The sequence below is a fragment of the Serratia sp. CoH_122_TC_1 genome (genome assembly GCF_058191755.1).
In genome coordinates this window covers 82,531-97,805 of sequence record NZ_JBXWLA010000003.1, presented here as the reverse complement: position 1 = coordinate 97,805, position 15,275 = coordinate 82,531, and the positions used below count along the sequence as shown (strand labels likewise).

The 15,275-nt window shown below is 51.4% G+C and carries 13 protein-coding genes; 6 read left to right on the top strand and 7 right to left on the bottom strand.

Translation table 11 applies throughout. The annotated features are described in order from the left end of the window. Positions 1-2: 2 nt before the first annotated feature. From AC2FC2_RS04855 to AC2FC2_RS04830, 6 genes are all read right to left on the bottom strand, one after another. Positions 3-1,592, bottom strand: coding sequence for a Hint domain-containing protein (locus AC2FC2_RS04855; protein ID WP_490658861.1), 1,590 nt, complete (start codon positions 1,590-1,592; stop codon positions 3-5). A 76-nt stretch (positions 1,593-1,668) separates the two neighbouring features. Beyond that, positions 1,669-2,193: an NUDIX hydrolase gene (locus tag AC2FC2_RS04850; protein WP_404759638.1), complete on the bottom strand. Its 525-nt coding sequence runs from the start codon at positions 2,191-2,193 to the stop codon at positions 1,669-1,671. Between the two features lie 518 nt (positions 2,194-2,711). Beyond that, positions 2,712-2,906: a ribbon-helix-helix protein, CopG family gene (locus AC2FC2_RS04845; protein WP_037415083.1), complete on the bottom strand. Its 195-nt coding sequence runs from the start codon at positions 2,904-2,906 to the stop codon at positions 2,712-2,714. A gap of 45 nt (positions 2,907-2,951) precedes the next feature. Further along, positions 2,952-3,740 (bottom strand): spermidine synthase, encoded by a 789-nt coding sequence (locus AC2FC2_RS04840; protein WP_490658860.1) that lies wholly within the window; start codon positions 3,738-3,740, stop codon positions 2,952-2,954. A gap of 36 nt (positions 3,741-3,776) precedes the next feature. Then, positions 3,777-4,232 (bottom strand): 3-hydroxyacyl-ACP dehydratase FabZ, encoded by a 456-nt coding sequence (gene fabZ, locus AC2FC2_RS04835; protein WP_265556874.1) that lies wholly within the window; start codon positions 4,230-4,232, stop codon positions 3,777-3,779. 257 nt (positions 4,233-4,489) lie between these two features. Further along, positions 4,490-4,984: a TIGR00645 family protein gene (locus AC2FC2_RS04830; RefSeq protein ID WP_209634202.1), complete on the bottom strand. Its 495-nt coding sequence runs from the start codon at positions 4,982-4,984 to the stop codon at positions 4,490-4,492. Between the two features lie 287 nt (positions 4,985-5,271). On the opposite strand from AC2FC2_RS04830, the gene AC2FC2_RS04825 reads away from it, so the two are divergent. The 3 genes from AC2FC2_RS04825 (at position 5,272) to AC2FC2_RS04815 (ending at position 10,322) form a co-directional block, all read left to right on the top strand. Continuing rightward, positions 5,272-6,732: a serralysin family metalloprotease gene (locus AC2FC2_RS04825; protein ID WP_209633326.1), complete on the top strand. Its 1,461-nt coding sequence runs from the start codon at positions 5,272-5,274 to the stop codon at positions 6,730-6,732. Positions 6,733-7,051: 319 nt separating this feature from the next. Further along, positions 7,052-9,409, top strand: coding sequence for a TonB-dependent receptor domain-containing protein (locus tag AC2FC2_RS04820; protein ID WP_490658859.1), 2,358 nt, complete (start codon positions 7,052-7,054; stop codon positions 9,407-9,409). 94 nt (positions 9,410-9,503) lie between these two features. Beyond that, entirely contained in the window at positions 9,504-10,322 is an 819-nt protein-coding gene (locus AC2FC2_RS04815) for a heme/hemin ABC transporter substrate-binding protein (RefSeq protein ID WP_490658858.1), read from the top strand. Here the strand turns inward: AC2FC2_RS04815 and AC2FC2_RS04810 are convergent. Next, positions 10,319-10,612, bottom strand: a complete 294-nt coding sequence (locus tag AC2FC2_RS04810; protein ID WP_209633332.1) for an Rdx family protein — start codon at positions 10,610-10,612, stop codon at positions 10,319-10,321. The two genes, AC2FC2_RS04815 and AC2FC2_RS04810, sit on opposite strands and share 4 nt — an antisense overlap. 223 nt (positions 10,613-10,835) lie before the next feature. On the opposite strand from AC2FC2_RS04810, the gene AC2FC2_RS04805 reads away from it, so the two are divergent. From AC2FC2_RS04805 to AC2FC2_RS04795, 3 genes are all read left to right on the top strand, one after another. Then, complete coding sequence (locus AC2FC2_RS04805) at positions 10,836-11,729, top strand: helix-turn-helix domain-containing protein (RefSeq protein ID WP_490658857.1); 894 nt, start codon at positions 10,836-10,838, stop codon at positions 11,727-11,729. A gap of 101 nt (positions 11,730-11,830) precedes the next feature. Then, the gene (locus AC2FC2_RS04800) at positions 11,831-13,528 is read left to right on the top strand and encodes an ABC transporter ATP-binding protein (RefSeq protein ID WP_490658856.1); all 1,698 of its coding nucleotides are present in this window, start codon (positions 11,831-11,833) and stop codon (positions 13,526-13,528) included. After that, the gene (locus AC2FC2_RS04795) at positions 13,518-15,233 is read left to right on the top strand and encodes an amino acid ABC transporter ATP-binding/permease protein (protein WP_490658855.1); all 1,716 of its coding nucleotides are present in this window, start codon (positions 13,518-13,520) and stop codon (positions 15,231-15,233) included. The genes AC2FC2_RS04800 and AC2FC2_RS04795 overlap by 11 nt, the downstream gene beginning before the upstream one ends. The last annotated feature ends 42 nt before the right edge of the window (positions 15,234-15,275 follow it).

Below are 15,275 nucleotides of genomic sequence, written 5' to 3'. Positions count from 1 at the left end.
GATTATTTCCCCGCTTTATTGAGATGGTTCTGATAATCCTGATGCCATTCTTTTGGCAGTTTGTTCAGCACGTTCGCGGGCCGCTGATGATATTCATCCTCATAGACTCTTTGCATCTGGATATCACCCACCAATATACCGTTGGCGTACAGGGTGTTATCGGTGTAGTGCCCGTCGGCGGAGGAGAGTTGCAGGTTGTAGACGTTCAGATCACCCTGCTGTTGAACAATGCTAATGATTTCGCTTTCGCCATCCAGGGTAATTAATTTACTGGATGGGGTTAATTCTCGGGCGATGACTACGCCTGACGGTGTAATGAAAGGGTGCCCCAGACTGGCAGTGATATTTCTTGTCTGACCTGCGCTATTACGTACGTTGATCTCGAGATAATGCTGTTCCTGGCCGCGGGTGACCGCCTCAACGGTGAGCGGTTTATTATTTTTCGATAATACAATTTCACCAATATCAATCGCGGAAATCGATTTTTCACGACCATCCTGCATTAGAATTTTGCTGTCACCAGCCAGGCATCCGTACACAATACGCATCGGTTTTAACTGTACGGTATTTAAAAAACGTTGATCTGGCTCGATCTCTTTCGGCGCATTGGTAATAAAAGCAACGATGCTTTTCCCGTCAATGTTAAGAATGACCTTGAAAACATAATAGATCCATTCACCTGATTCGAAATTGACCTGATTAAATTTAAGCCAGTCCAAATCCCAGGAAATGTTGTTACCATTAATTCGGGTGTTGGGGGAAGTGAAAATATTGTAGTTGCCGAAAGGGGTGACGGGATCGCCACCCGCCCGCGTGCGTATCAGATAAATGGTGTTACTGGCTTTCACCGGCTGGCCGCCGTTGAGTTCAATTTGGCCAAAATAGGTGATGTTTCCCTTAATGGGAACTCTGACTGAACCGTCATAGGTATTCCGATAATCGCAGTCGGGTTCATCACGGGTTAAACAAATCTTTATTTCATTCGGATTGATAATACTTCGAGGTGATTCATTGAAAATATCTTTGGGGTAACTTTGCGTAGTGATAATTTCTGCGCCGTATACTGTGTTTCTGTCAATCGTCTGTGCAAAGGTATAAATCACCGTGACCGGATAGTCGGTAGCGATCTGGCTGCCTGGGTAGACGCCATTGGCGCTGAGGGTACAGTCTGCGGCATAGACATAAGCCTGGTTGTAGTTCACCGTACCGACATTAACCGCTTCGCCGTCAAACAACCCCAGGGTTTGCGTCACGTTGGCGGCGGATACCGGCAAGGAACCAATGGCGTCGGCACGGTAATTGCGGCCGTCTGTTGAATCCAGCCGCACAATACTGTAGACCGGTTGAGCGGAGCCATTATTGGCCTCGTTCAACAGGCCGCCGCTGCGTTTAAGTTGCTTTGTCTGTTGCCAGCATTGGGTGAACTGCGGAGAGTACCCTGAGGTGAGACCGGCAAGTTTGAGTTGAATATCATAAAAACTGGCCAGCAAGGGATCACCGGGATCAATAACAAACAACCCGGTGTTGGTATATTTGCCGATGACATTTTTGACAATATTCTTTTCATCTGATGTATAACCTTGTGTGATCATAATATCAGCACCCAATAATATTTAGATGTAAACGCAGGGGATAATGTGTGAGATAAAAAGAATTTTGGCCTTGCGCTTATTTACAGGTCTCTTTGCAGTAAGAGTAAATGGCGCTCAGACTGTCAGAACCCAAATATTGCTCAAATTCACCGTCGGTAGGGTCAATATCAGGATCCAGCGTCATGGCATATAACTCTTGTGCAAACATCGCTTTGGTCGCTGAAGGTTTACTCTTAAAATAGGCTTTCAACTTTCCTTTGCTGACTTTTCGTATCCAGGCAAATTCACCACCCAGGGCAACTTTCCCGGTGAAGATAAAGTCTTTACTGGTATAAAAACTAATGTCGTTAGGGTAAACCTGATAACGAACAACCTGTTGGACTTCAATATTTTGCAGAGTCTCTTCCCAGGTTTCTCTTTTGATTACATTTAATGCGAAGTTCTTACCGTCAACCGGGCCGTCTTTTGCATCTGCGGTACCCCCGAATAACATTGGGCAACCTCTGGCAAAACCGGTGTTTTTTAAACCTAACAGGATGAAATCATTATTTCCAACAGCAGCCGGATTACTGTCGAGAATGACGTATTTTTTTATAGGCATAGTCAGGTCCTTATACATTTTTAAGTATAAAAATAAGGTTTTTGAGTCGCTTTGGGAGCGATGAATTACTCATCTTCAACAATAGCAATGGCGACTAAAAAATCAACTGACACATAAAAAGAAATGAAGTATTTTTTGTTTTCAAGAGAGATACTCATGTAAATCACCACGTTAAAAAACAGGAAAAAAAACTTTAAATAATCAAATAAACAGAAGGGGTTTGTTTTTAATTTGTTAAACTTGTCTTTTAAGTAAATTAAATCAATGAATTGGGGAGGGTGATCTTTAAGAAATGATTGTGGTGGTTTAAATAATTTGAATTTATTAGCGTGGGAATTAATTGCATGGTAGGAATTTCGTTAATCATAATTCTTATGAATAATTAATGAAGCAGCGAAAATAGTCATAAAAATACATCGATAGTTATATTTATACGTTGATAATTATATAAAATCAGAAAGGACACTGAAACGTTCGCCAGGTGTTGACCGGTGAACGTTTCTGGCCTGGCGCTGTTTTCAGACGTTATCTACCCGCGGATTAGAGTGGGTTGGTTGGCTAGGATACTCAACCTGGTGTTTGTGCAGATAGTCGCGTATGAGCTGGCGGATCACCTGGGAAGGGGTGACATCTTGCTGCAAACACAGCTCTTCCAACGCTTTTTTCTTATCCGGATCAATGAGTACGGTTAAACGCGCCGTTTTCTTTTCCATGAGGGTGACTCCAGAGGTTGATAATAATAAGAGCGCCGTGTTGTTTCAGCTAAAATGCAACCGCTCAATCTTGCGTGACAGATAGCCAAGATCGCAATTGAAGCTCGGCCCAATCTCGGCAGAAAGGCGGCGCAGCAAGTTTAGCGGCGTTTCAACATCGGCAGGTGACGCATAGATAATCACATTGCCGCTGGGCGCTACACAGTACAAAACGGTGTTAAATACGCGGTGCAAACTGTGGTACAGCAGTGAGTCCTCGTCCGGGACCTCATGGTAATTCAGCACGAGCCAACCCTGTGGCGAAAGCCGCGCGACACACTGTTCAAGAAAGTGCTGGGTGCCCTGCTGAGGATCCATCGTAAAGGCGCTGTAGAGGTCAGAGAAAATCAAATCATAATAACGCGTTACGTTAGCCCGCAGATAATCGGCGGCATCCGTGACGTGCAAAATCACCCGTTGGTCGGCAGGTAGCGTGAAATACTGACGCGCAACGGACACCACTGCCTGACGCAGCTCTACCACTTCCAGCAGTATGTTGTCGTCATAGGCGTGCAGTGCGCGCACCAAGCCGCCACCCCCCAACCCCAGAATCAGTGCAGCAGAAGGGGGTTGCCAGGCCACGGCCATCAGCATGGTTTTAATGTAATTGTGAACCGGCACCTGCGGTGCGCTAATACACATTTTGCTCTGCTCGCAGATACCGTCGAAACGCAGGGTTCGGTAGCCTTTGTGGTCGGACACAATAATTTCACCGCAGTGATCTTGTTCCCGGGCGATGACCTGGCCACGAGGAGAGAAATCCAGCGTATTAAGCAATTTATCAACCAAAGACATAACGTTTTCGTTGAGCCTCCATTAGAAAAAACAACCTTACTTGCGGGCACACATAAATTCGGCAGTACAAATACGGCGGCCATTGACCGTGGCGCGGCCTGTAAAGCGGGCAAGGCCCGAACGTTGCCGAACAAAGGCGACGTCCATACGAAGCTGGTCGCCGGGGCGGGCAGAACGATAGAAGCGGGCATGATGAATGGCCGCAAAATAGTAGTGTTCACCCGGCAACAGCGGGCTGAGATAGTAATGGGCTAATAGCCCGGTGCTTTGTGCCAGCGCTTCCACCATCAATATTCCGGGAAATACATTTACCTGATGATGACCGGCCCAAAATGTGGGCTCATTGGCGGTAATGTTTTTGATGGCGCTGAGACGCCCCTGCGCAATGGAAGTGCCGTCAGCCAGAATGCGATCGACCAGCAGACAGGGAAATCGGTGTGGCAGGATGGATTGAACGTCCTGGTACTGCAGTGGATTACCATTCAGCGGCATGATTTATCTAGGTCCTGTCAGCGGAAGCGTTCGGCTTACGCTCGCCTCTGCGCTTATCGAAGTGTAATAGCATTATAATGTTATTATCATCAGATGGCACTAATAGAAATGGGTAACGTGGCAAGTGAAGCCAATTTTAGTGACGATGTCACTTTAATTGCGCCTAAAGCGCCTGCTCAACAAATTGATTTTTAATGTTTTAATGTAATGGCGGGCAGAAGGGTTAGCCGCCATTGGGGCATGGCGGCTAAAGGGGATCAGTGCTTGTAGCGGGTCAGTTTATCGAGGTAGCCCATGACAAATGCGGAAAGCACAAAGGTGAGGTGGATAACCACATACCACATCAGCTTATTGTCCGGCACATTCTTGGCATCCATAAACACGCGCAGCAAGTGAATGGAGGAAATGGCGACAATCGACGCGGCCACCTTGTTCTTCAACGAGGTGGCGTCCATCTTACCCAGCCAGCTCAGCTTTTCTTTGTCGTCGCTGATATCCAATTGCGAAACAAAATTCTCGTACCCCGAGAACATCACCATCACCAGCAGGCCGCCGACCAATGCCATGTCGATCAATGAGAGCAGCGTCAGAACCAGATCTGCTTCGGCAATGGAGAAAATGTTCGGCAAAACATGAAGAATCTCCTGGAAGAATTTTACCGACAGTGCCAGCAAGGCCAGGGACAGGCCGAAGTAAACCGGGGCAAGCAGCCAGCGAGAGGCGTACATCGCATTTTCTAGAAAGCGTTCCATAGTCATCTGAGTTCATTACAAAAAGTGGGGCGTAGTATAACGCAAGAGGCCTGGCAAAAGGCAAGTGACGGTGAAATGAATGCAGAGTGTTCCACGGGCATTCGGGGAAAGGCACATGCCGTGAATCGCATTAGGTATTAACATCATTATCATTTATTTTCGCGATATAGATTGAGCAATCTGAAAATCATACTACGATTTAAATGCTGCAATATAAGTCGGCAGCAGTTGTTTATATCGCAATTGAATTATATATAACGGAATGAATTAACCTACTGGAGATGGACATGGAAAATTCCCTGAATGGAAATACAAGCGGTTGGGACAGTGTTAATGATTTGCTCAATTACCATAATAGAGGTAATGGATTAACGATTAATAATAAGCCTTCTTTCGATGTGGAGGCGGCAGGTAAGCAAATAGCGCGCAGTGAACAGACCTGGAATGGCGTTCATATTACGGGACAAGGCGCGACGGTGACTTATTCCTTCCCGGTTTGGGATTATAACGAGGGTAACCTGAATGCCCGTTTCGGCAGCCAAGACACCGGCCTAAGTGCCTTTACCGCGCAGCAAAAAGCCCAGGCAAAACTGTCCTTACAGTCTTGGGCAGATGTGGCTAACCTGAATTTTGTCGAAGTTGCCCCCGGACAAAAATCCAATATTACCTTTGGTAATTACGAAGGCGACGGCCAGGCTTATGCAATTAAGCCCTTTACCGGAGCGGGTAATGACTATCGCGGGCATAATACCGATGGCCAAAGCTGGTTCAACATCAATTACGATTACGCGGATCCCCGCGACGGGGTTTACGCCAACCTGTACCCTGAGTTGGGCAACTACGGCCGCCTGAGCATCACGCATGAATTAGGGCACACGCTGGGGTTAGATCACCCAGGTGCTTATAATGCCGGCCAAAACCCTAGCTATGCGAAGGGGACCTATGCCGAAGACACTCGCCAGTTCAGCGTGATGAGCTATTGGGATGAAGGCGTTACCGGTGGTGATAACGGCGGCTATTTTGCCGCAGCGCCTCTGGTTGACGATATTGCCGCTATTCAACATCTCTATGGCGCGAATACCAGTACCCGTACCGGGGATACGGTATACGGGTTCAACTCCAATACCGGCAGGGATTTCTACACGGCGACGGACAGCAGCCAGAAATTAGTTTTCTCCGTTTGGGATGCGGGTGGTAATGATACCCTTGATTTCTCCGGCTATACGCAGAACCAGCGCATCAACCTGACAGAAGGCTCCTTCTCTGATGTCGGTGGGTTGAAGGGGAACGTGTCCATTGCACTGGGTGCAATTATTGAAAATGCCATCGGTGGTTCGGGTAATGATGTTATCGTCGGTAATAACGCCGCCAATATTCTCCACGGCGGTGCCGGTAATGATGTGATCTACGGCGGTGGGGGGCAGGATCAGCTATACGGTGGCAGCGGCAACGATATTTTTGTTTTCGCAGCGGTGAGCGATTCACCTTTCGCATCCCCTGATAAGATCGTGGACTTTGAAACCGGCATCGACAAAATTGATCTGTCCTTCTTTAATCACGGCGCTAAAGGTGCGGACTTTATTCATTTTGTTGACAATTTCAGTGGCCAGGCAGGGGAAGCACTGCTGACCTATAATTCACAAAGCAATTTAAGTGAATTAGCGCTGAATATAAATGGTCACGCCTCTCCAGACTTCCTGGTTCAAATTGTAGGGCAGGCGAATACGGCGACAGACTTTATTGTTTAACTCAGTCACGGTGGGTTATGCCCACCGTTCTCTTAGGGTTTTTCATCCCTGCATGCTTGAACATCCGTCTCCGGCCTACTGTAGTACCGCTATGTAAGGATTGCGTAAGCAATTGGGAAATAGTGCGTCAATACATCAATCAATATTATGACGATATTGCTTATGATAAGCATTATCATTATCATGTGTTTCATCAAGTCTACGTAGAAAGACCTTTATTTTTACATTATTACTTTTCATTAATATTGTTGAACCCGGTTAACTCCCGGGTGACGAAGCAACTGCGAGCTTATACTAATAATTAATGCAGGGTTAATACATGCGCAAAACTTTTAATTACCGGGGAATTATCGGGCAGTCCGTCCTATGCGGGGCTCTGGCCAGCACCACTTTTTACGTTAATGGTGAAGTAAATAAACCCTTAATACAAAAGACCACGCAAAATGAAGAGGAAATAACGGTTGTTGCACCGGTAATTGAAAAAAAAGCCGGAACAATAACCACGATTTCTGCACAAGATATGCAGAAAAAAGGGGGGAATGATTTTGGCTCAATAATGCGTTATGAAACGCTGATTGGTGCAACGGGTGTCAGTGGTGGCTCTTCTTCCGGGAAAAGCGGGTTCGATCGCAGTGGTTACACCGGATATAACATCCGTGGCCTGGAGAGTAACCGTGTCGGGCTGGATGTCGATGGGATCCCACAACCAGATGCGACTGGGCGTAGCTATGTTAGCCGTGCGGGGCTCAACACTTTCGGTATCGGCAGGGACTATCTTGACCCTTACATGTACGGCCAAGTGGACATTGAATCGGGGGCGACGTCAACAGAACGCAGTAATACCTCTATCGGTGGCGCGGTATCGTTTTCACCCAAGACGGCGGACCAGTATCTGTCACCCACCAAGCAGACCTACTTTGGTTACCAAAGCGATTACGACTCATCCAATCGCAGTTGGCATAACGGCATCACCGCTGCCGCAGGCGATGAGCAGTTGCGAGGGGTGTTTGTGTATAGCCGCCGGGATGGGCAGGAAACGCAAAATAACAGTGGTACCAATGAGGCTTATCCGGCCAACTGGCATTCCAATGCGCTGATGGCTTCCGGCATCTGGCAACCCAGCGACGAGCACAAACTCACCGGCACGGTAGATTACTACGACAAAACCAACCATACCCATTACGACAGTTGGAATTCGGCCGGAAGCGCCATTCTGGGCACCGCACAGCAGCAGAGCAATACGCGCCGTTGGGGCGTCAGCCTGAAAGATGAATGGACGCCATACAATGATTTTGTCGATACTCTGACATCAAAAATCTATTACCAGCAGACTCAAGCACATGATAACACCTACATGCCGACCAGTACCGGCAGCATGGAGCGGGTTTACTCCGACTACAACGTTAACACCTACGGTTTTGAAACACAGATCGCCAAAACGTTGGGTCGCCATACGCTGAGTGGTGGGGTTAATGCACGCGTGGCGGATACCGAGCGACCATTCCGGGAAGAACCGGCGCCAAGCGCGTTCACCGCCATCATGCAGCCAGAGTCTGACAGCCGTAGTTACGTGCTGGGTGGGTATGTACAGGACCGAATCCAGTTTGATCTGGACGGACATGGCTTTGCCGTTGTACCCGGTGTGCGCGTGGCTCACCAAAGCACGAAACCGCAAAACCTGAGCAGTCTGACCACGGGGAGCGCGGTGCTCACGGAGTCTGAACTGGAAACGCTGTACGGCAAAAGCAATACTGACACGCAAGTCTTACCGTCACTCAGTTTCCAATACGACATTACGCCAACGCTGATGACTTATGTACAGTACAAGCGTGGGGCGCAGTTCCCTAACGCCAGTCAGCTGTATGGTTCATGGAACCTTGGCTCCAGCTATGCAGGTACGGCACAGTATGCGTTGATTGGTAACGCCGATCTGAAAACCGAGACCAGCAATAACCTGGAATGGGGCATGAAGGGAGACGTCGTTGAGGGTGTTACGGTGCGTACGTCGCTGTTCTACAACACCTATAAAAACTTTATTGCGTATACCCGCTATCAACGTGCCAGCAGCCCGGGCAAGTTCGCTAACGTGCCTTCCAATATCTACACCATTTACCAGGCAGAAAACCGCGACAAGGCTTACATCTACGGCGGCGAAATCAGTACTCGACTGAATTTCGGTACCTGGTTTGAGCAGGTTAACGGTCTGAGCGCGAATTTTGCGCTGGGTTACAACCAAGGGAAATCCAAGTCTAGTTATTCAGGCGACAAATATGTCGATATTGACAGCGTCGCGCCAATGAAAGCCATTGTAGGGATGGCGTGGGATGATCCGGCGAAACGCTACGGTGCCGCCATTACTGCGACCTTTGTGAAAGGCAAACAGGCGGCAGCCACCAACCGTGAAAGCTATAGCAACGCCAGCGGCAGTACGCTCACTGACGCAACGGCCGAGTATTTGCGGGTGCCGGGTTACGGTCTGGTGGATATGTCGGCTTACTGGCAGGTTGCCCGTAATGTGAAGCTGAGCGGCGGCGTATATAACATCACCGACAGAAAATACCGTGATTATCTGAGCAGCCGTGAACTCACGGACTCTACCAAACAGGATGCTTACGATAATGCGCTGGCCGTTATGCCGGGAAGAACCTTCCAACTTGGCGTAAACGTCGATTTCTAAGCCCCGTCCTTGGATACACCTTTAGCCCAACAAGCACCTTTCTTATCGGAAGGCGCTTGTTACCTGATTATCCTGCCCATGAAGGAAAAAACCAATGAGAGCCTGGATTCTAGGATTATTGGCGCTGCCGTTTTCTGTTTTTGCCAACGAACGTGTGATATCTATTGGTGGAGACGTCACGGAAATTATTTATGCGTTAGGTGCACAGCAAGCATTGGTCGCGTGTGACAGCACCAGTCAACAACCGCTGCAAGCCACAGAGTTGCCGAATATCGGCTATATGCGTCAGCTCAATGCCGAAGGCATTTTGGCGTTGAAACCTACGCTGGTGATCGCCAGTGAACTGGCACAACCGTCGTTGGTATTACAACAGCTTGAGCAGGTTGGCATTACCGTTGTAACGGTGACGGGCAAACCCGCGTTGAGCGTAATTAATGAAAAAATTGCCGTGATCGCCACCGCGCTCGGGCGTGAAAAAGAGGGGCAGGTTCTGCAGTCGAAACTGGCTCGTCAACTGGATGCCGTGCCAACCCATCTGCTGCCCATCAGGGTATTGTTCATTATGGCACATACCGGTATCTCGGCGATGGGTGCCGGTAAAGGCACCGCGGCTGATGGCGCGATTCGCAGCACCGGTTTACAGAACGCGATGGCCAACGTGACTCGCTATCAGTTGCTGACCCAGGAAGGGTTAATTGCCGCAGCACCACAGTTACTGGTAATAGGTAAGGGCAGTCTGCGCAGGCTGGGCGGCGAAGTGAATCTCTGGAAATTACCTGGGTTGGCGTTTACGCCTGCGGGTAAGCAGCGGCACCTGCTGGTGATTGATGACAGTGCCTTGCTGAACTTTGGTTTGGCTATGCCGGCAGCCATGAGCCAATTACGGCAGGCTGCGCAAACGACAGTGCCTTAACCTTTAGCCCCTTTATTATCCACATGGCCCAAGGAACGCTCGGGGAAGCAGCGATCGCGCAGACGTTGCTTTAACGCAGATGCCTCTGGGAACCCACCGTCGATTTTTCGATCCCAAATGACTACGCCATCGACGGAAATTTCATAAATGCCGCCGGTACCCGGAACCAGCGTAACGGCAGCCAGATCGGTGTTGAAGGTGTGCAGCAGCTCTTGTGCCATCCACGCTGCGCGCAGTAGCCAGTTGCATTGCGAACAATAGTGAATGGTGACGGCGGGGGATGTTTTCATTATCTGAACCTAAACGGATGAGGTAGCTAAGCATCATCAGTGGCCGCCGTAACCCTGTCAAGGCGATCAAAACGGCGGCATATGAGAGTAACGGGCTGAAATCAACCTCAGAAGTTGGCGCATCTCCCTGGCGGTTGGTGGATTGAATAAGAATTACTTTCATTTGCCGGCCGTTATGCCATAGTGAAAGCCTTGTTGCCCGTTATCTGACCCCGTGCACACTATGACAACCCTGCCGTTTTCCACAGCACAGCATCAGCCAATTATTACGCCCGTTCCGCACCCCGAGCGCCTAAAATATGCACCGCACATCCTGTTACATAGCGGTACCTGGCTGGAACCGCAGTCTGTCTGGGAAGATGATCCGTTGATCAACGGTATCAAACTGGCGCTGGTGCACAGTGGCGAGATGCAATGCCGGGTTACAGGGCAGGCCGAACGGCATATCGCTGAGCCTTCACTTTGTGCATTCAGTAACCTTGGCGACTTCGCCGTCACACACCGTTTTAAACGCAACACCCCTCTGCGCTACACCATTTTGCAATTGGAGAGCGACGGCCAGGATCAACATGCTGAACTGCTTCCGGCGGCATTAACGTCTCGGGCAGGGCAACCGCCGAAAATGCTTATCGGCCCGGCACCTAAACTGTTGTTGGCGTTATCCACACAGATTGCCACTTGCCCGTTGCAAGGTGCCACGCGAGATCTGTACTTGGCGGGTAAGGCGATGGAGCTCATCGCCATGAGCCTGCAACACCTGTCCGATGCCCCGTCAAAGGCGGCCGATCTACGCCTCTCACGATCGGACATTGAGCGTCTCCATGCCGCGCGCGATCTGTTGATTGCCAACCTGCCACATCCTCCAGGACTGGATCGTCTGGCGGCACAGGTGGGGATTAACACCCGCAAGCTCACCAACGGCTTCCGTCAGATCTTCGGCAACAGCGTTTTTGCATGGCTGCAAGAGTATCGCCTGCAACAGGCACACCGCATGCTCAGCGCTGAAGAGGCCAATGTTGCCACCATTGCCTATCGTGTGGGTTACAGCCCCGCACATTTATCCATCGCATTCCGCAAGCGCTTTGGCATTTCTCCCCGAGCGGTGAGGGCACGCTAACCGGCGGGCGATATAAAAAGTCCCGCTGTCAAAAGTATCCCCGCCGGAGCTCACCTGATTTTCCGCTATCGTAAGGTATGGAATTTTAAGGAGAGTGCGCGATGAAAGGGGCATTACACTGCCTGTTACGGCCGTATTACCGGCCACTGGCAGCGGCCATTTTTTTGCAGACGTTGGCAGGCCTATGTTCATTGGTCCCTTGGATCCTGCTGGGATATATCGCAGCAGAAACTCAATCTGTTGCTGAAAGGGGTTGGCTGTGGCTTATCGCCGTCAGCGGCTTGGTGTGGCTGATCGGCCAGACGTTGGCACTGTATCTGACGCACAGCGTGGATGCCGGGCTTTGCCATCAGCTGCGCTTAACATTAGCGGAAAAATTGCAGCGTTTGCCGTTGAACTGGTTTGTACATCAAGGCCAGGATGGCGTAGCCCGTTACGTTGAGCAGGACGTAAGAGCGCTGCATCAGTTGATCGCCCATGCGCCGACGGATTTGGTGAATTTGCTGATTGTGCCATTGGTGGCCTTTGGTTATTTGTTCTCACTGAATATGTCGCTGGCGCTGTTTGCGCTGCTGCCCCTTAGCGCTGCGATTGGGTTGTTTGTGGCGATGCGAGCTCCCCGGTTCCGGGCCGATGTCGAACAGCGCGATCGTACGATGGAGGATATGCTGGAAAGCTACGGCACGCTGGCCAGTCATCCGGTTGCCGTGCGGCAGTATCCGCAGGCCGGGGTACAAGCGCAGGCACAGGCGGCAGCCGATCTTTTTGTGACGGCATTCAGCCATTGGGTTCAGCGTATCGGCCGTTTGAGCGCGGGTATGCAACTGCTGCTGGGGGCACCCTTGCTGGGGATTTGGGTCATTGCTGGCGCGTTGAGCTTGGGCGAGACGCCTCTGCCAGCCGCGCAACTGTGCGTATTTTTGTTGTTGGTTAAGGCAATTGCCGCACCGCTTCAGGCGATGGGGCACGGCGGTGATGCCCTGCGTAGTGCCCAATTGGCGGCAGAGCGGTTGAATACGTTGCTCGCTACGCCAGACATGGTGAGCGGAACACAACAGCCCGATATGACTGCGCCGGTCGATATTGAGGTGCGCGAACTCTGTTTTCATTACGATGACGAACCGGTTCTACAGAACATCAATTTTTCGCTGCCAGCCGGCAGTGTCACCGCGATTGTTGGGCCGTCGGGGGCCGGGAAAAGCAGCTTACTGTTGCTGTTGGCGCGGTTTATGGATCCGGACAGCGGGCAAATCCGGATCAAGAATCACCCTTTGGCGAGTCTGTCCGATGCCTGTCGTTTTCAACTGATCACCCCGGTATTGCAACAGGGATGTGCACTGGCACGCCCGTTGGATCAAAACATCGCGCTCTATCGTCCGGATGCCGATCAGGCCACTGTCCATGCCGCAGCAAAGGCTGCCTGTCTGCACGAGGACATCATGGCACGGCCGTTGGGTTACCAAAGCATACCGGGACAAGACTTACAGCTTTCAGGTGGAGAACTGCAACGCTTGTCTATTGCACGGGCCTTGCTGTCTCCGGCACCGATTTTACTGCTGGATGAACCCACGTCGGCGCTTGATCCACAAACTGCCGCGGCCTTATTAGGTCGCCTGCGTCAGCGGCCGGGCACCACGGTGATCGTCAGTCACCGATTGGCCGATGTCATGGATGCCGACAGTATTCTCGTGCTGGAGCGCGGGCAGTTAGTCGCCAGTGGCAACCACCGGCAATTATTAGCCGCCGGGGGCCTTTATCGCCGGCTTTGGGACAGCCAGGGAGACAGTTATGGCTATTAATATGACACGCCTGAAATCTTTGCCATCTCGGGATCGGACGCCGCTGGTGAAGACACTGTCGTGGATGACGCTGTGCGCCGTTTTGGATGGTGTCGCCGGTCTGATGTTAGTGCCGCTGATCGTCGCCTGGTTCAGCGGCACCAGCGCGCAAATTTGGTCGGCATTAGGGGCGTTGCTGGCGGCCACCGCGGTGTATGGCGGCGTGATGTTTTGGGCGACGCTGAAAGGGTATTTGGCTGGCTGTACGGTAGTACGGATACTGATCGGTGCTTTGATCCAGCATATTCCGCGTATACCCGCCAACCTGCTTGGCAGGGTGAATTTGCCGGGGTTGGTGCGGGGGCCGGTACTGACGGCCATGGCAATCCCCGCGCATTTGCTGGCTCCATTGATTACGGCGGTTGTGACCCCTGCAACGGTTATTGTTGGGTTGGCGTTTATCGATTTGCCGCTGGCCTGTTGCCTGTTGATCGCCACGGTACTGTTAGGCATGGGGCTACGTTGGGGAGGGCAACGGACGCTTGCCCTGGAAGATCAACGGCATTTGGCAGAACAGAACAGCGCCGCGCAGCTGGCCGAGTTTGGGCAACAACAGGCGTTACTGCGCACCGCGGGGTTGAATCAACAGGCCGGACAGCGGTTGGTACAGGCACTGACCGCGCAGTACCGGAACGTGGTGCAACTTCAACGACGCTCATTACCTATCACGTTGATCTTTGCCGGTGCGGTACAGGCGGTATTCTTACTGGTGTTACTGCTGGGGGCCTGGCGGGTCAGCAGAGGTGAACTGACCATCCCGCTGTGGATTGCCGAAATGGTGCTGTTAGTCCGGTTTATCGAACCCTTGGCGGCAATGACGCAGCTTGGCCAGTCGCTACGCAATGCCTGGCAGGCGTTGATGCAGGTGCTCAGGGTTTTGGAAACACCCGCAATCCAATTCGTACAACCCGGTGAGACGCCGGCGGACAGCCATGTGATCGCGCGGCAGGTCAGCTACCGCTTGCCGGACGGCCCGGTGCTGCTTAGCAATATTGATCTTGATATTCCACCGGGTAGATTGCTGGCCATCGTCGGCCCATCCGGCGCGGGTAAGAGCACTTTATTGAGTGTTCTGGCGCGAAACACCGACGCTACCGAAGGGCTGATCACGGTTGGTGGGGTGGATATTCGTCAGCTTGACGCACCAACCTTGGCAGGGTGTCGCAATGTGTTATTGCAAGATACGCCGCTGTTCCGGGGAAGTGTTCGCTGGAACCTCCAATTAGCGAACCCGGCGTTAAAAGAACATGAAATGCAGGAGGCGCTGTCGGCGGTAGGCCTGCAACAGGAGATCGCCCGTTTACCGCAGGGGTTGGACAGCGATGTTGGCGTGGGCGGTGCGGCATTGTCCGGGGGGCAACGGCTGCGCCTTTGTCTGGCGCGAAGCCTGTGTGCCAAAACGCCCATCCTTTTGCTGGATGAACCCACCGCGAGCCTGGACTCACTCAGCGTTAACCGCGTGATGGCATTGCTGGCACGTCAGCGTGGGCGCGCCAGCTGCATTTATGTCACTCATAACCCTCGATTGGCGGCGCTGGCCGACAGTATTGTCATTGTGGCCGCGGGGCGGTTACGCCGCAGGGGGAGCCATACTCAGTTGTTAGCCGAAGATCGCTGGTATCGAGAGTTTTGTGCTGAAAATGGCCAAGAGGGCGGACACGCTTAAAACACATAGCCGCAGAGGCTGCGGCTATGTGTTTGACGTTCT